The 16,044-nt window shown below is 58.1% G+C and carries 13 protein-coding genes; 9 read left to right on the top strand and 4 right to left on the bottom strand.

The window, feature by feature from the left end:
• The first annotated feature begins 125 nt into the window (after nt 1-125).
• The 3 genes from BIND_RS02315 to BIND_RS02305 all read left to right on the top strand — a co-directional run bounded on the left by BIND_RS02315 (nt 126) and on the right by BIND_RS02305 (nt 5,581).
• Nucleotides 126-1,823 (top strand): Na/Pi cotransporter family protein, encoded by a 1,698-nt coding sequence (locus BIND_RS02315; RefSeq protein ID WP_012383466.1) that lies wholly within the window; start codon nt 126-128, stop codon nt 1,821-1,823.
• A gap of 874 nt (nt 1,824-2,697) precedes the next feature.
• Nucleotides 2,698-4,518, top strand: a complete 1,821-nt coding sequence (gene typA / locus BIND_RS02310; protein ID WP_012383465.1) for a translational GTPase TypA — start codon at nt 2,698-2,700, stop codon at nt 4,516-4,518.
• 286 nt (nt 4,519-4,804) lie between these two features.
• Nucleotides 4,805-5,581 (top strand): L,D-transpeptidase, encoded by a 777-nt coding sequence (locus BIND_RS02305; protein ID WP_012383464.1) that lies wholly within the window; start codon nt 4,805-4,807, stop codon nt 5,579-5,581.
• Between the two features lie 88 nt (nt 5,582-5,669).
• On the opposite strand, the gene mutM is transcribed toward BIND_RS02305, so the two are convergent.
• A complete protein-coding gene (gene mutM, locus BIND_RS02300) occupies nt 5,670-6,536 on the bottom strand; it encodes a bifunctional DNA-formamidopyrimidine glycosylase/DNA-(apurinic or apyrimidinic site) lyase (RefSeq protein ID WP_012383463.1) in 867 nt (288 codons plus the stop codon).
• Nucleotides 6,537-6,797: 261 nt separating this feature from the next.
• On the opposite strand from mutM, the gene BIND_RS02295 reads away from it, so the two are divergent.
• The 3 genes from BIND_RS02295 (at nt 6,798) to BIND_RS02285 (ending at nt 9,863) form a co-directional block, all read left to right on the top strand.
• A complete protein-coding gene (locus tag BIND_RS02295; RefSeq protein WP_244395941.1) occupies nt 6,798-8,000 on the top strand; it encodes a glycosyltransferase in 1,203 nt (400 codons plus the stop codon).
• Nucleotides 8,001-8,032: 32 nt separating this feature from the next.
• Nucleotides 8,033-8,989, top strand: a complete 957-nt coding sequence (mepA, locus tag BIND_RS02290; RefSeq protein WP_012383461.1) for a penicillin-insensitive murein endopeptidase — start codon at nt 8,033-8,035, stop codon at nt 8,987-8,989.
• Between the two features lie 235 nt (nt 8,990-9,224).
• Nucleotides 9,225-9,863, top strand: coding sequence for a sterol desaturase family protein (locus tag BIND_RS02285; protein WP_148210536.1), 639 nt, complete (start codon nt 9,225-9,227; stop codon nt 9,861-9,863).
• Between the two features lie 75 nt (nt 9,864-9,938).
• Here the strand turns inward: BIND_RS02285 and BIND_RS02280 are convergent, their stop codons facing one another.
• Nucleotides 9,939-10,862, bottom strand: coding sequence for a class I SAM-dependent methyltransferase (locus tag BIND_RS02280; protein ID WP_012383459.1), 924 nt, complete (start codon nt 10,860-10,862; stop codon nt 9,939-9,941).
• A gap of 352 nt (nt 10,863-11,214) precedes the next feature.
• On the opposite strand from BIND_RS02280, the gene BIND_RS02270 reads away from it, so the two are divergent.
• On the top strand, nt 11,215-12,372 hold the full coding sequence (locus tag BIND_RS02270) for a glycosyltransferase family 2 protein (RefSeq protein WP_012383458.1): 1,158 nt from the start codon (nt 11,215-11,217) through the stop codon (nt 12,370-12,372).
• 132 nt (nt 12,373-12,504) lie between these two features.
• Here BIND_RS02270 and BIND_RS02265 read toward each other — a convergent pair whose 3' ends face one another.
• A complete protein-coding gene (locus BIND_RS02265) occupies nt 12,505-13,236 on the bottom strand; it encodes an alpha/beta hydrolase (RefSeq protein ID WP_012383457.1) in 732 nt (243 codons plus the stop codon).
• A 247-nt stretch (nt 13,237-13,483) separates the two neighbouring features.
• On the opposite strand from BIND_RS02265, the gene BIND_RS02260 reads away from it, so the two are divergent.
• Both BIND_RS02260 and xth read left to right on the top strand, forming a co-directional pair.
• Nucleotides 13,484-14,278 carry an outer-membrane lipoprotein carrier protein LolA gene (locus BIND_RS02260; RefSeq protein ID WP_148210534.1) on the top strand — a complete coding sequence of 265 codons (795 nt, stop codon included), beginning with the start codon at nt 13,484-13,486 and terminating at the stop codon, nt 14,276-14,278.
• Between the two features lie 374 nt (nt 14,279-14,652).
• Nucleotides 14,653-15,471, top strand: a complete 819-nt coding sequence (gene xth, locus BIND_RS02255; protein WP_012383455.1) for an exodeoxyribonuclease III — start codon at nt 14,653-14,655, stop codon at nt 15,469-15,471.
• 146 nt (nt 15,472-15,617) lie between these two features.
• On the opposite strand, the gene BIND_RS02250 is transcribed toward xth, so the two are convergent.
• Nucleotides 15,618-15,803: a YdcH family protein gene (locus BIND_RS02250; RefSeq protein ID WP_012383454.1), complete on the bottom strand. Its 186-nt coding sequence runs from the start codon at nt 15,801-15,803 to the stop codon at nt 15,618-15,620.
• Nucleotides 15,804-16,044 lie beyond the last annotated feature (241 nt).

Genomic DNA, 16,044 nt, shown 5'->3' with positions numbered 1-16,044 from the left:
CTTTCATGTCCCGGATAGAATAGGATGGGGCCTGGACCGACGGGACGGAAGAGGGAGTTGTCTTCCGTCGTCCCATTGCCCAAAGTTGAGGCTTCGGCGCCGATCGATCAAGGACGAAAGCCGGAATGGATGCCACTCTGACGCTTCTGAACCTGGCGGGAGCCGTCGCGCTGCTCCTTTGGGGCGTGCATATGGTGCAAAGCGGCGTCCAGCGCGGCTTTGGCCCCAATTTGCGGCGCGGCCTCTCCCAAGCCTTCAGCAATCGCCTCAAGGCTTTCGCCACCGGGGTCGGCGTCACGGCCGTCTTGCAGAGCAGCACAGCAACCGGCCTGATGACCGCCTCCTTCGCTGCCGAGGGCTTGATCGGTCTGGTGCCGGCGCTCGCCATCATGCTTGGCGCCAATGTCGGGACGACCTTGATTGTCCAGGTCCTGTCCTTCGACATCGGGCCTCTCGCGCCGCTGCTTCTGTGCATCGGCGTGGTCATGTTCCAACGGCACGGCACCGCCACACGAACCCATGATCTCGGCCGCGTCGCCATCGGCCTCGGCCTCATGCTGATGGCGCTCGGCAATCTCTTGACGATCATCACCCCCTATGAAGACGTGCCGAGCCTGCGCCTTTTTCTTGGCGCCATTGCAACGGCGCCGGTGATCGCCCTGCTGGTTGGAGCTTTGGTCACCTGGGCGATCCATTCGAGCGTGGCCGTGGTCCTGCTCGTTATGTCCTTCGCTAGCAAGGATGTCATCCCGCTCTCGACGGCCCTCGCCATGGTGCTCGGCGCCAATATCGGCTCGGCCCTCAATCCGGTTCTCGAGACCACCACCGCCAAGGATGTCACGGGACGTCAGGTCGCGATGGGCAATCTGCTGAACCGTCTCGCGGGCGCCATCGTCGTCATGCCTTTTCTTGACACGATCTCCGTCTGGATGCTCCTGCTGGATCCTGCATCCAGCCGCGCCGTGGCGAATTTCCACACCTTGTTCAATGGCGCCATCGCCCTGATCCTGCTGCCTCTTCTGGATCTCGTGGCCAAGGCTTTGCGCTTGCTGCTGCCGCCGCGCTTCGAGGCGCAGGATCCTTCGCGTCCGCTCTATCTCGAGGAGACAGCCAAGGAGACGCCAGCCATTGCGATCGCCGGCGCGACGCGGGAAGCCCTGCGCATGGCGGATGTTTTGGAAGAGATGCTGCGCGGCGCCATGCAAGGCATGCAGCAGAATGATTACCGCCGGATCACCGAAACCCGGCGCATGGAAGATGTGGTCGATGCCCTCAACACGGCCATTCATAATTATCTGACCGATCTCGACGCCGAAAGCCTTTCGGAGGAAGATGATCAAAGGCTCTTCAGCATCCTGACCTTCACCACCAATCTCGAACATGCCGGTGATACGCTCGACCGTGATGTGATGGCCTTGGCCGTGAAGAAACTGAAACGCGGAATCGTCCTGTCATCGCAAGGCACCGCGGATCTTCAAGCCCTGTTCGAGCGGCTTTCGACCAATCTGCGTTTGGCGACAACTGTTTTCATGACGCATGATCTGCGCGAGGCACGGACGCTCGCGCATGAAAAGACCCTCTTCCGGGATTTCGAACGGGAAGCCTCGGAGGCCCACATCCAGAGGATGCGGAGCCAAAAATCGGAAAGCATCGAGGCCAGCGCCCTGCACCTCGAGCTTTTGCGCGCGCTCAAGGCCGTCAACGACAAGCTGGTCGCGGCGGCGGCCTATCCAAGACTCGAGGCGGAGGGCGAATTGCACAATAGTCGGCTGCGCACCCGCCCAGGCTCAGTGCCGCCGACACCCGAAAACGATGAGAAATAAAATAAAACTGGGGATCCAAATAAAACTGGATCCATGGAATCCTGATGCAGGGCTCCCAACGCGACAAAAATTCGCAAAAAGCCGTGCAAGAGCAGGCTTCCCAATTCGATTCGTTTGCTTTATAAGCCAGCCTTACAATAACCGAGGGCTTCCCTCGACTCTGTGGACCCGGGTCGTAGGGCGGCGGCTGGGCGGTTCTGCTTCGTCAGAACCGCTTCGGCTCTGCATGTTTGGCACCTGGGGGATCTTAAAGGTCCCTCAGCGGATCGCAAGGTGCCAAGCCCTTTAAAAGCCTTCCCTGGCTACCAGATCTCCATGGCTGAGCCGATGAGAGCCCAGTCTCGTGCTAAGCTTTGCCGTAATGTCCCACCGTTTTCATGGTTTCGTCAAGCCATGAAAACGAGCAGCGCCACTTGCTGCACGAAGCAGGTCCACTGATCCTGGTACGAGTGTTGCTCAATGCTCTTGAAAAGAGCAGATCGTCATCAAGATCCGCACGACAACGCTTGGTTAAGGTAGGGATCGCAAAATTCGGTCCAGGCACCTGTAAAAATTAAGGAAGACATCGCTCCCCATAGGATCCAAGAGCGATGAGCGAGATCTTTATTCCGTATCAGACCAAAAAATGTTGTCCTCTTTTTGGTCTGATGCTGTAAGGACCAACTGCTCTGCGGATCGATGCAATGCCTTTTCTTGAGGCATTGCATCGATCCGCATCGGTGTCAGCCCAGTCTCTTTAACACTGTCATTCTTCGCCCGGACTCTGGCCAATCTGCATGACCAAGGCTTCTGGACGGTAGTTTGCTGACTTTATCAAACTTGAGACGCCCGCGCGGCGGTGCGATTCGGTCTTTTTCATTTGGAACGGTCACATATGAACCTGCGGAATATCGCCATCATCGCCCACGTCGACCACGGCAAGACGACCCTGGTGGATCGCCTCCTGCAACAATCCGGCGCGTTCCGCGAAAACCAGCGCGTCGCCGAACGGGTCATGGACTCGAACGACCTCGAAAAGGAACGCGGCATCACGATCATGGCCAAGGCGACCTCGATCGCCTGGAAGGATACGCGGATCAATATCGTCGACACGCCCGGCCACGCCGATTTCGGCGGCGAAGTGGAGCGCATTCTCTCCATGGTCGATGGCGCCATCGTTCTCGTCGATGCGGCCGAAGGACCGATGCCACAGACCAAATTCGTGGTCGGCAAGGCGCTGAAGATCGGCCTCAAGCCGATCGTCGCCGTCAATAAGGTCGATAAGCCTGATGCGCGCATCACCGAAGTGGTGAACGAAGTTTTCGACCTCTTCGCCGCGCTCGACGCTACCGACGAACAGCTCGATTTCCCGATCCTCTACGGCTCCGCCAAACAAGGCTGGATGGCTGAGAGCCCGGAAGGCCCGAAGGACGGTATGGGTCCCCTCTTTGATCTCGTCCTCAAGCATGTGCCGGCGCCGACGATCGGCGAAGGCGGTTTCCGTATGCTCGGCACCTTGCTTGAATCCAATCCCTATCTCGGCCGTCTCATTACCGGCCGCATCTTCTCCGGTTCGGTCAAGCCGAACCAGGCAGTGAAGGTTCTCGACCGCAATGGCAATGTGGTGGAACAGGGCCGCGTCTCCAAAATCCTCGCCTTCCGCGGCATTGAGCGGGCACCGATCGAGGAAGCCGAAGCCGGCGATATCGTCGCCATAGCGGGCCTCGAGAAATTCAACGTCGCCGATACCCTGTGCGCGCCGGAGATCAGCGAGCCCTTGCAGGCACAGCCGATCGATCCCCCGACGCTGTCCATGACCTTCCTCGTCAATGATTCACCGCTTGCCGGCACCGAAGGCGACAAGGTAACGAGCCGCATGATCCGCGCGCGGCTCATGAAGGAGGCCGAAGGCAATGTCGCCCTGAAGGTCGAGGATTCGCCCGGCGGTGAATCCTTCATCGTCTCGGGACGCGGCGAATTGCAGCTCGCGATCCTCATCGAGACCATGCGCCGCGAAGGGTTCGAGCTCGGTGTGTCACGGCCGAAAGTGGTCTATCAGCGGGGCGAGGACGAGAAGCAATTGCTCGAGCCGATCGAGGAAGTCGTCATCGACGTCGATGAGGAACATTCCGGCGTCGTCGTGCAGAAAATGGCCGAACGCAAGGCCGATATGATCGAGATGCGCCCCTCGGGCGGCGATCGCCTGCGCCTCGTGTTCCATGCCCCGACGCGCGGACTCATCGGCTATCAGGGCGAGCTTTTGACCGATACGCGCGGCACCGCCATCATGAACCGCCTGTTCCACTCCTACCTTCCCTGGAAGGGCGAGATCACCGGCCGCCGCAACGGCGTTCTGATTTCCAACGATAATGGCGAATCCGTCGCCTATGCGATGTGGAAGCTCGAAGACCGTGGCCCGATGATGATCGACCCCGGCCAGAAGGTCTATCGCGGCATGATCGTTGGCGAACACACACGCGACAACGACCTTGAAATCAACGTGCTGAAAGGCAAGCAGCTCACCAACATCCGCGCCGCCGGCAAGGATGAAGCCGTGAAGCTGACACCGCCCATTCGCATGACGCTCGAGCGGGCACTCGCCTATATCGAGGAAGATGAACTCGTCGAAGTCACGCCGAAATCGATCCGTCTGCGCAAAACCTTGCTCGATCCGAACGACCGGAAGCGCGCCAGCCGCACCAAGGAAAGCGCTTGACCCTTTCGCACAGGAGGTGTGCTCGCGCCTGATCCATCAGTCATTTCCGATGATCGATGGGATTGCGGCAAGATCGTGCGCGCGATGAATAGGCTCTAAACTCAGACCCAAAAGTGGCCCTCACTTTTGGGTCTGTTGCTATTGAGGGAGCGCTTTCCAAGCACAAAAACTGACACTGGAAGGGCCTAAAAAGTTTTCTGTGTCTCCTCGGCACTATTGATTTGGTCGGTTCTGCATTAACTCGTATTAATCTTCTTAAATCTTCGCATCCCCTTGATGGTGCCCCATGTCTTCTCTCGTCAGCCGCCGCCTGCTTCTGCTCGGAACCGCCAGTTTGAGCGCTTTGGCGCTTGCCGGCTGCGCGGAGGATCAAGAACAGCCAGAGGCTTCCCTGGCCACCCCCAATCCGATCGTTTCCAATCCTCTCGCTGCGCCGGCCAACAAGTCCACGGCTGCGGGGCCGGCGAAACCCGGTGATTTCGCGGCCATGTATGGGCCGATCAACGACGACAAATTTCCCATTCCCGGCACCAAGCTGTCGGAGATCGACCCCGCTTTTCTGCGCAAGGAAGTCGATTACAAGACCAACGAACCCGTGGGCACGATCGTCATCGATCCGCAGCACCATTATCTCTACCACGTCGAGGAAGGCGGCAAGGCGATGCGCTATGGCGTCGGCGTCGGCCGCGAAGGCTTTGCCTGGTCGGGCGAGGCGACGATCAATTTCAAACGTGAGTGGCCCGATTGGTACCCACCGAAGGAAATGTTGCAGCGTCAGCCTGAGCTCAAGAAGAAAATGGCCCAATTGCAAAGTGGGCTCGGCATGGCCGGCGGTCCTGGCAATCCACTCGGTGTCCGCGCCATGTATCTCTGGCAAGGCAATGTCGATACATTGTTCCGCATCCATGGCACGGTCGAACCCTGGAGCATCGGCAAGAGTGTATCCTCAGGTTGTATCCGCATGGTCAATCAGGATGTCGTCGATCTCTATCAGCGCGTCCCCGTCGGCACACGTGTCATCGTGCTCGGCAACAAACAACCGGCCACGGTCGCACGGCTGTAAGTGTCAGTGACTGTCATTCATCACGCCCGTCACTCCGAAGCGGTTCCTTGCCTTGAACATGCAATGGCATGGATCGCTTCCACGAGTCTCACCGCTGGCATTTGGCACAAAAGAACGTCGATCGTCCGGCCTGCACGATACGCTTGATCGTGCCACCACACCCCTCTCGCGGGCAGGGCTCTGCTTCCCGATCATAGACACGGAAACGGTGCTGGAAATAGCCGAGCGCGCCATCGGCTTGGCGATGATCGCGCAAGGATGAACCGCCCGCCTCGATCGCTTCTTCCAAAACCGCGCGGATGATTTCGGAAAGACGATGCGCGCGCTCTGTCGGCTGGCCCTTCTTGCCGGCGAGCGTCCCCGCCGCCCGGCGCGGTGAAAGCCCCGCCCGGTGCAAAGCCTCGCATACATAAATATTGCCGAGGCCGGCAATCAGGGTCTGATCGAGCAGCGCGGTCTTGAGCGGCGTCGTCTTGCCTGCAAACAATCGCGCCAGCAAGGCCCCTTCGAGCTCATTGCCGAGCGGCTCGATGCCGACATTGCGGAACAAAGGATGCCCCGCCAGGTCCTGGCGCGCGATCAAATGCATGAAACCGAAACGGCGTGGATCATTGTAAATGATGCGCGTGCCCGTCGAAAGCCCGAAGACCACATGATCATGCGCAGCGTTCTTGCCAGGAGGCGGGGAGGCGAGATCGCCCGCCTTCTCGATGCGAAACGAACCGGACATGCCGAGATGCATGACCAGCACTTGCGCATCATCGAGATCGGCGAGCAGATATTTGGCGCGGCGGCCGAGCGCTTCCACACGGCGACCCTCAAGGCGAGCCGCGAAATTGTCCGGAAAGGGAAAGCGAAGATCGGCCCGTCGCTGCTCTACAGTCGTGAAGGAAGCCCCGACCATGACCGGCGCCAGCCCCCGGCGGACGGTTTCGACTTCAGGCAATTCGGGCATGTTACAACCTTGTAACCAATCGTCAGCACAGCCTCACTCTCGTGAGCCCGCGAGATTTGATAGATAGGATAAAATTCATGGGCATGCCACGTGCCGCATCAAGCCCGAAAGCCTTTCCGGGCGGCATGTGATGCCCTTCTAGTATCCACCCTCATTGAAGCTCGGCTCGTCGCGGTTCAATGAGGACGAGTGGATACGGTTTTAAAAGGGACGTATCGAGAAACTGCGATTCTCGATACGACTGACGAAGCAAAAGGACAGGTGACGACAATCGTGTGGATGGTCCTGGTCTATGGCGCGGCCCTGTGGTGGGTGCTTTCCTGGTTCGTGCTTTTCGTCAACCTCTGCGGCGCCCTGATACAGCCCTTCATCCAACGGCGACGCTTGCCACAACAGCCTCCCGGTTTTTGCCCTCCCGTTTCCGTGATCGCGCCGATCAAATTGCTTGATCCCGGTTTCGAGCGTGCCTTTGGTTCGCTTTTCGGGCTCGATTATCCCGATTATGAAATCCTTGTCGGCGCGGCGGAAGCCGACTCCCCCGCCTTGCAGGCCGCACAAACGATCGCTGCGCGGCATGAAACGCGCGCGTGCCGTTTTCTGCAGTCGGAGAGCACTGAAGCCGTCAGCCCGAAATTGAATGTCCTCTCGCGCCCCCTCGCGGAAGCGCGGCATGATTTCATCCTGACCAAGGATTCCAATATTACTTTCACGCCTGACACATTGCGTGCGCTCATGCGCATGGTGACGCCGGATATCGGCCTTGTCGTCATGGTCCCGGTCGCGGTCCGCGCCAAAAGCCTCGCCGGCGAGATCGAGGCCTTTCTCATCAATGGTCATGCCAGGCTGCTTCTCACAGCCTCCGCCTTCGGCCAGGGTTTCGGCGTCGGCAAGGTCATGTTGTTTCGCCGGAGCGATCTTGCCAAGGCCGGCGGCTTTGCGTCCATCAGTCACAGTCTTGCGGAAGACAGCGCGCTTTCAAAAGGGCTCGCGGCGATCGGCTTGCGAACGGTCTTTGCCCCGATCACGGTCGAGCAGGAAACCGGCGCGCGGGGTTTCCGCGACATTTATGAACGGCAAAGCCGCTGGGCCATTATTCGCCGTAAGGAAGAACCAGCTTCCTTCCCGCTCGAACCCTTGAGCAGTCCATTGCCCGCCGCACTCGCCGCCATTCCCGCGGCCTCGCTTTTGGGTCTCTCCGGCGGGTTCGGTTTTGGCATGACCCTGCTCGTCTGGTTTGTCCTGGAAGTGCTTTGTGCCAAGATCAAGGGATGGGAAGTCTCGGCCTGGACGCCCCTCGCCTTTCTTGGGCGGGAAATTCTGGCCTTGGCGGCCTGGCTGCGCGCCTGGACCACCCATGATGTCGTCTGGGCGCAGGGCCGATATGATGCCCGCCATGGGGCGCGTGCGGCCACGCCCAAAACCCAGTCTGACGGTATTAAGCCAAAATTAGGCATCAAGATCTAGTTTTTGAAAACGCTTCCGATCGGTCTGTCCTCATGCCAGCAATCTCCGCCCGGAATGAAAAACTCTGGTGGCCTCGTCTTTTCACCCGGCCGATGGCTCTTACGGCCTTCATGGTCCTGGCCAATTTCGCAAATGCGCAAGACAGGGGCTCCATCGATCCAAAGCCCCTGGCGCCTCTAGAACATATTTCGGCCAGTACACCCGCCAAGGAATTATTCGGCCGTGAGCGAACTCCGACACCGGTCGCGGCGCGCACCATCGGCTTTTATTCCCACGGCTGTCTCAGTGGCGGACAGGCCTTGCCGGTCAATGGTCCCGCTTGGCAGGTCATGCGTCTGTCGCGCAACCGGAATTGGGGTCATCCGGCGCTCCTCGCCTTTCTCGAATCCTTCGCGCGCAAAGTGCCGAGCGTGAGCCATTGGGCGGGCATTCTCGTCGGCGATATGTCGCAGCCACGCGGTGGCCCCATGATCACCGGCCACGCCTCGCATCAGATCGGGCTCGACGCCGATATCTGGCTCGCCCCCATGCCGAACCATGAGCTGACCCGCCAGGAGCGGGAAAACATGAGTTCGACCAATGTCGTGCGCGCCGACCGCCTGGATATCGATCCAGCCACCTGGACACCCGATCATCTCGCCGTCATCAGAGCGGCAGCGCAATCGTCCGAGGTGCAGCGGATTTTCGTCAATGCTGCCATCAAGAAGGCAATCTGCCGCCAGGCGACAGGTGATCGGTCCTGGCTCAATAAGGTGCGTCCCTATTTCGGGCATGATTATCATTTTCACGTCCGGCTCGCTTGCCCGGCCGGAGAGCCGGCCTGCCGCGATCAGGACCCCGTGCCGCCGGGCGATGGATGCGATGCTTCGCTCGCCTGGTGGTTTTCGGACGAGGTTCTGCATCCGCCGCCCAGACCCTATAAGCCGAAGCCGCCCCTGACCCTGGCGCAATTGCCGGCCGAATGCGCGCTCGTGCTGCGCATGCAATGAAGCGGGCGGATCCTCTTGAGAAATGGAAGAACAGAGGTGAAAGCAAAGCGAAATAAGGCGTGATTTGCCTCATCGCCGATGAATAGATAAAAAATCGACGATTGATGAAAAGTCGCAAAGCATCGGCGTTGAAGTTTATCGTGTCCGATGCGCTCCATTTTTGGAAATGTATCGGATCGGTCCCAAAAGCGGAGCTGTTTTTGGGACCGATCCAATACTCTTAAAGGGCGCCCGCATGCAAAATACCGCCCAGAATTTGGCGAATGATCCCGACCATCTTAGCGCCTCGCCGCGTCTGTTCGAGAATGCGCTGCTCGATAAATTATCCCGCGTTCACTGGTCAGTGCCGCTCTTCGTCTATGTCCCGATCGTTCTCGGTCTCGCTGCCCTCAGCCTGCATCTTTTGCCTGTGCTGACAGTGATTGGCGGCATGGTGCTTGGCTATGCCATCTGGACCATCACCGAATATCTCGGCCATCGTTTCCTGTTTCATTGGCAATATCCGGGCGCCATCGGCAAAAGGATTCATTTCCTCATCCATGGCGTTCATCACGTGCATCCGAACGATCCACTCCGTCTCGTCATGCCGATCCTGCTCAGCGGTCCGATCATGTTGGCCGTGCATGGGATCTTGACCAATATATTCCCCCTGCCCTTCGCCTATCCCGTCCTGGCCGGTTTCATCACGGGCTATCTCATCTATGACATGACGCATTATTATCTGCATCATGCCGAGCCCAAAACCTCGCTCGGCATTTTCATGCGGCGTTTCCATATGCTGCATCATTTCCGCGATCCAAATCGCGGTTTCGGCGTCAGCGTCCCTTGGATGGATTATGTCTTCGGGACGCAACATATCCGTCCGAAATCCTGACAATCATGGTTTTAAAACGCATCGGCCCCGAGTGATACTCACTCGGGGCCGATGCGTTTCAGGAGACTGAAACCTTTAACCGGGCTTCCTGGCGATCAACAACAACCCGCCGCCTTTCACAGTGCTTGGCGTCTTGAACAACGCATTCAAGAGATAGCCACCAATCAGCCCGCCAAAGGCCGCGGCATGCCAGAGCCAATGCCCACGGAAATGCTGATCCCGGCCTTTGATGAAGGAGCTTTTTTCAATCCAATAGATCGGCGCATCAGGGTCGCTCCAGGGCATTTCCTCGATGCTCTCGACATCGAGACCGCCCCCCTTGGCCAGAGTGGCAAGGGCCTCAACTGTCCACCAGGTCAGATGATGAGGCGGCGCATTGAGAATGAAATTGGGAATGCGCGTCATGGGGGACGGAACATGCGGCACGCCGATAATGACGAGGCCCCCGGGTTTAACCGCTTCGATCATCCGGTGAAAGAATGTACGGGGATCATCAAGATGCTCGATGACTTGAAAGGCGCAGACGGCATCATACTCACCCGGATGGGTGACCACATGATCGGTGATGGATTCCTTGCGCAGATCGACGCCCGGGATCGTCAGGCTGAGGTTCGGATCGAGACCGGTATAATGCGCTTGTGGCACACAATGGCGAAAGCTCGCCAATCCACAACCGACATCGAGGACGCGCGCACCCTCTGCGATGCTTTTCGCCGCGATCGCAAATTCAGCGCGCTGGTCCTCCGTGCCGAACAATGACAAAGCGCGCAGCCGCGTATAAAAATCGTGATAGAAACCGGCATCGCCTTCGCGCAAAGGATCGAAGAAATAAAGGCCGCAAGGCGATTCCCAAAGACCGAATCTCTCGACTCCCCTGAAACTCGGCCGTGAATCCGTTTTGAAAGTGATCCGCCACAAATCTGTAAGCAGGCGGGCATCTACCCATTGAACCAACCGGCGCGCGGGTTCTCCGGTAATGGGGCAAAGGGGTATGTCCATGCTGATCCTTCAATTTTCGAGAATGACGCTCTCGGCGAACCGAGCGCAATAAGGAGCATAAAAGGCGGGAGAGTGATCGGCCTTGTAGACCCCTTCGCGGGGAAGCGGAAGATTCAAGCGGGGGTTTACCCCGGAAAACAGCTCAACTATGCAACGGGAAGCGATCTGGTTCCGATAGCCGGGGCGCTCGTTTCCAAGCGACCGAGGCAATATCATCGCATCGCTCCTTTCGACCCTTTTTTCAGTCCTCGCCCTGCCTTGGGCGATCATCATCGCGGTCAGCACGATCTCGGCCTGGCTCTATGGCCGAGGCCTGCAGCGTGCAAAAACTCCAAGCTGTAAGCCCCGTGTCGTGGTGATCGTTCCGGTCAAAGGCGCGGAGCCTACGACCCGGTCGTTTTTCGCCAAGCTGCGCGGCCAGTCCTATGAGGATTTCCATATTCTCGCGGCTATTGAATCCGCCGAGGACCCGGCCTTCGAGTTGATCGCCTCGCTGCCGCGCTCCGATCCGCAAGACAATACGATCGCTTTGCCGCAGGTGACGGCGGTCATTGCCGGAAAGAGCGAATACGGCGGACAGAAAGTCGCCAATCTTCTCGCCGCGCTCGACCATATCGATCCATGTGACGACATCGTGGTTTTCACCGATGCCGATACCTGGCCCGATCCGCACTGGCTCGAACGGCTGGTAGCTGCCCTCGTCAACACAAACTACGAGGCCGTGACCGGTTACCGCTGGATGGTGCCCACCAACTCCAATCTCGCCACTCAATTGGTCGCCGCAGCCAATACATCGATCGTCACTTTGCCGCGCCTGCCGGAGATCGCCAATATGTGTTGGGGCGGCACCATGGCCTTGCGGCGCGAAACCTTGGAAAAACTGGATCTCCGGCGTTACTGGACAGGCGCTGTGAGCGATGATCTGCAAATGACCCGCGCCTGCGCTGATCACGGCATCAAGATTTTTTCTCCGCGCGAAAGCCTGCTGCTCTCGCCGATCTCTTTCACCTGGCAAAGCGCTCTTGCCTTTGGCACACGGCAATATCGCATCATCTTCACCCATGCGCCCTTGCTCTGGACCTTTGCGGCCTTTTGTCTTCTGGTTCCGATCCTCGCTGCCGTCCTTGCCTGCCTGCTCGCGGTCCGGGGTGACATCGGCGCCATCGCCATGCTGGCGATCGCTATGCTGGCGGGGGAAATCCGTTTCTGGTGCCGGCGACGTATCGCCACGGCCCTATGGCAAGCCGATGACAGTCACGATTACCCCCTGACCAGTCGGGCCGATCGCTTGCTTCGGCCCCTATGGTGGATGTTTCACGCCTTGTGCATCCTCGCCGCGCCCTGGTCACGGCGGATCAAATGGGCAGGGATCGATTATCTGATCAAGGGGCCACAGGACGTGTCTATCCTGCATCGCGACTATCCCAACCCCTCTGGGCAGCCTAAGAGAAGCCCTTGCGAACCGGCGGGGCACCGCGCGCTTCCATCGCTTCGCGATTCAAATCCCTGATCACATTTGCTTTTTATGGAAGCACATCAGTCTTAAAGCGTGATGGGCTCCGCTCCATTCATCCATCATGCTCTCTTTTATGAATTTCCTAAGCAATAGAGGTCATGTCGTTTCACAGGAACCTCTATCGCTTTAATGATCATGATCATCATGCTCGTCATGAGCGGCTTTTTTCGGCACAAGGCTATCGTGGAGAAAATCGCCTACGGCCGCGATACCAACCTCATCGATCGAATGACCGAGCCCCTTGCGGGTCATCGACTTGACCGGCACATCGAGCGCTTTCAAGGCCGCCTTGGCCTCTGTCATGCGCTCATAAGGCACCACCTGATCCTCGTTGCCATGAATGAGCAGCACGGGCGGCCGCGAGCGGATTTCCGCAGGCAGGAGTTCGGCGCCATGCAAAGCGCCGGAAAAGGACACGATCGCGCCTATTTTCCGGCGCCTCAATCCTGTATGCAGCGCCACCATCGCCCCTTGCGAAAATCCCACCAGCGCCAGATGGCGGTCGTCAAGGCGCCGCTTGGCCAGGGACTCATCGAGAAATTGGTTGAGGATGCCTTCAGCTTTACGCAAGCCTTCCATGATTTTTTCAGGACTGCGGTCAGCGACACTGTACCATTGCCGCCCGGTCGGCCCCTGATCAAAGGGGAACGGCGCGTGCATCGCCAGAAATTCAGCTTTGAGGAGGCTCGGCTGCCAGTTCACGGCAATATCGATGAGATCATCGCCATCGACGCCCAATCCATGCAGCAGGACCACGAGATAAACGGTCTTGCCACAAGACAGGGGCGCATAGCTGCGACCTTCGAGATCCGGGCGCGAAAGGCCCGGCTTCACAATATCAGGCGCGGTCTCGTCCATTGCTTTTCTCCTCAGGGACCATTCAGCCAGCTCCTTTTAAGCTTGCGGTGCAATCCCCAAATAGCCTTAGCTCGTGAAGCAAAAAACGGACTGATCCAGCGCCCTTTCACCCTTTCGTGGGCGACACATTGGCTTCTGGAGTATTGCCCCGTTTCATGTTTCGGTAAACAGGTGGAAAGCAATCGACACTTTCAAGCTTTTCCCGGCGCAAAATGACAATGTGTGAGACAAGGACATGAAAAGGACGATGGCGATCCTAGCTCGGAGACAAGCTTCGCCCTTCATTGGCCAAGCCACCGCCGGCTTGCTCCTTTGCAGTGCTCTTCTGGGTCTTTTTGGCGGGGTTCCGGCTTGGGCCGAGGCAAATCCGCCCCGCCCGGACAAACCCCTGCCCGAGAAAGCCTCCCCCGCCAAGCCAGCCACTCCGAAACCACCAGTCCCAACTGCCCCAACAACCAAGCCCGTTGCGGCCCAGACGGCTGCCAGCGCCGCCCCGAAACCCTTCGTGCCCCTGGATCAGGCGACTGCAATCCAGAAAGCCAATGCCTATTTCAGTTCGGCCATCACCATGGTCGGTGATTTCGTGCAAGTCGGCAGCGATGGCCGCCGGACAGAGGGCAAGCTCTACGTCCAGCGTCCAGGACGGCTGCGTTTCGAATATGCGGCCCCAGCGACGCTCGAAATCGTCGCCGATGGCCTCTCTCTCGCGGTGCATGATCGTCGCACCGCAACCAAGGACGTTTATTTCATCAGTCAGACACCGCTCAAATTTCTGCTGAAAGATCAGGTCGATCTCGCCCAGGACGTGAAAGTGGTGGAGGTGCAGAGCGATCCGAGCGCGGTGACCATCATCATCGAGGACAAAGCGACCTTCGGCGGGACATCGCGGATCAATCTCGTCTTCGATCCGGTCAAATTCACCCTCAAGCAATGGAAGGTGACCGATCCCCAAGGCTATGAAACCCTGGTCTCGCTGTTTAATCTCGATCTGACCAAGAAACCTGATCCCGCGCTTTTCCAATTGACCCAGGATCACCTGTAAAACACGAACATGTGACCCCTAAACACGGGAAATAGTCCCTCCGTTACGCTTGTAGATGCTGCTCGGTGCTCCTATCTCATTCTCATGCAAGCGATCAGCCGGTCGAGACGTATCCCCCGTTTCGCTTCGATCGGTTCCTGCCGGTTCCCCTCCCGGCACTATCGCTGCAAGAGGGCGCTCGGTCTTTGACCGGGCGCCCTTGTTTTTTCCGCGTCCTTCCCGCAAAAGCTCCCGCAGCCAGTTGTTTGGTGGTGTATACCAAGCATCGTGGGCAGCGGCGTTTGTCGCCTTTCTGGAGCGCATGCTTCTGGGACGTTTTCGCCAGCGCGCGATGCTATACTTGATGGCGCTTGATATTATGGAGGGATAGGATCGTGCGTCTGAGCTTGGCCACCTGGAACATCAATTCGGTTCGCCTGCGCATCGATCTCGTCACCCGTTTCCTGACCGAACAAGCCCCGGATGTCCTCTGCCTGCAAGAGACCAAATGCCGCGACAGCGAATTTCCGCTCGCGGCCTTTCACAAGCTTGGCTATTCACATATCGCCATCAATGGCCAGAAAGGCTACCATGGCGTCGCCATTGTCTCAAAAATTCCATTCGCGGAGAGCGGAAAGCGGGACTTTTGCGCCAAGGGTGATGCGCGCCATATTACCGTGACCTTGCTGCCAGAAACGACGCCCGCGCGCCCCATCAATCTGCATAATTTCTACGTGCCAGCGGGCGGTGATGAACCGGACCCTGAGATCAATCCCAAATTCGCGCATAAACTCGCGTTTCTTGATGAAATGGCGGAGTGGATGCGAACCGACCTGATCGCCCATCGGGATGCCATCATCGTCGGCGATCTCAATATTGCCCCGCTCGAGACCGATGTCTGGAGCCACAAGGCACTCTTGAAGGTCGTCAGCCATACGCCGATCGAAGTGGAGAAACTCGGGCGCGTTATCAATGCCGGCCCCTGGATCGATGCCTTGCGCCATCATGTGCCGCCGGAAGAAAAACTCTATACTTGGTGGAGCTATCGTTCACCGGATTGGTCCAAGGCGGACAAGGGCCGGCGTCTTGACCATATTTGGGTCAGCGCCAGTCTGAAACAGCACCTCGACGGTCTTACGATTTTACGCGACAGCCGGGGGTGGGATCGTCCCTCCGATCATGTCCCTGTCACGGTGCAGTTGAATCTGGACTGATCTTTTCGGCCAACCAGCTCATCCTATCCGCAAAGGTTGGCAATGTTCGGATAAGGATTCCCTGTTAAAAGACACAAAGAAAAAGCCTTTTCCGGTTCTGCCGAACCAGAAAAGGCTCCGATTGCACGACTTCAAAGGAATGGGGCTTAGCTCACTGCCGACAGGGGTTCGCCTTTGAGCTTGGTGATTTCATCCTTGAGCAGCAATTTTCGGCGTTTCAATTCGGCCAATTTCAAGGGATCAGTAGCGGGATGTAAGGTTTCCTGGGCAAGTTCCTTCTCGAGAGCGTCATGGCGTTGTTCAAGCATAGCCAAATGATTTTCAAGAGACATACGGCACTCCTCGAATGTTGACCGATGAATTGCACGAGCGACCCGCGGATTTCCCTCACAGGGGAGGGATCATCGCCATTCCGTCTTGAGCTTGCCCGCGCGGGTTCCGCCGGCGCAATGCTCCAGAACGGCCAATATATGGGATTGGCCTGGAAATAAGCCTTCTTTCACGCAGGATCGGAAGCTCGAAACCGCCAAGCCCATGAGACCATTACTTTCTTCTGGACCCTTTTGATGTTAG

Source organism: Beijerinckia indica subsp. indica ATCC 9039 (assembly GCF_000019845.1).
Taxonomy (GTDB): Bacteria; Pseudomonadota; Alphaproteobacteria; order Rhizobiales; family Beijerinckiaceae; genus Beijerinckia; species Beijerinckia indica.
The sequence above is the reverse complement of the archived record's forward strand: the minus strand, read 5'-3'. Positions and strand labels throughout refer to the sequence as shown.

Excerpts from the sequence above, each read along its gene's own strand:
- BIND_RS02315 (WP_012383466.1), top strand. The coding sequence starts at position 126 with ATGGATGCCACTCTGACGCTTCTGAACCTGGCGGGAGCCGTCGCGCTG.
- typA (WP_012383465.1), top strand. The coding sequence starts at position 2,698 with ATGAACCTGCGGAATATCGCCATCATCGCCCACGTCGACCACGGCAAG.
- BIND_RS02305 (WP_012383464.1), top strand. The coding sequence starts at position 4,805 with ATGTCTTCTCTCGTCAGCCGCCGCCTGCTTCTGCTCGGAACCGCCAGT.
- mutM (WP_012383463.1), bottom strand. The coding sequence starts at position 6,536 with ATGCCCGAATTGCCTGAAGTCGAAACCGTCCGCCGGGGGCTGGCGCCG.
- mepA (WP_012383461.1), top strand. The coding sequence starts at position 8,033 with ATGCCAGCAATCTCCGCCCGGAATGAAAAACTCTGGTGGCCTCGTCTT.
- BIND_RS02285 (WP_148210536.1), top strand. The coding sequence starts at position 9,225 with ATGCAAAATACCGCCCAGAATTTGGCGAATGATCCCGACCATCTTAGC.
- BIND_RS02280 (WP_012383459.1), bottom strand. The coding sequence starts at position 10,862 with ATGGACATACCCCTTTGCCCCATTACCGGAGAACCCGCGCGCCGGTTG.
- BIND_RS02265 (WP_012383457.1), bottom strand. The coding sequence starts at position 13,236 with ATGGACGAGACCGCGCCTGATATTGTGAAGCCGGGCCTTTCGCGCCCG.
- BIND_RS02260 (WP_148210534.1), top strand. The coding sequence starts at position 13,484 with ATGGCGATCCTAGCTCGGAGACAAGCTTCGCCCTTCATTGGCCAAGCC.
- BIND_RS02250 (WP_012383454.1), bottom strand. The coding sequence starts at position 15,803 with ATGTCTCTTGAAAATCATTTGGCTATGCTTGAACAACGCCATGACGCT.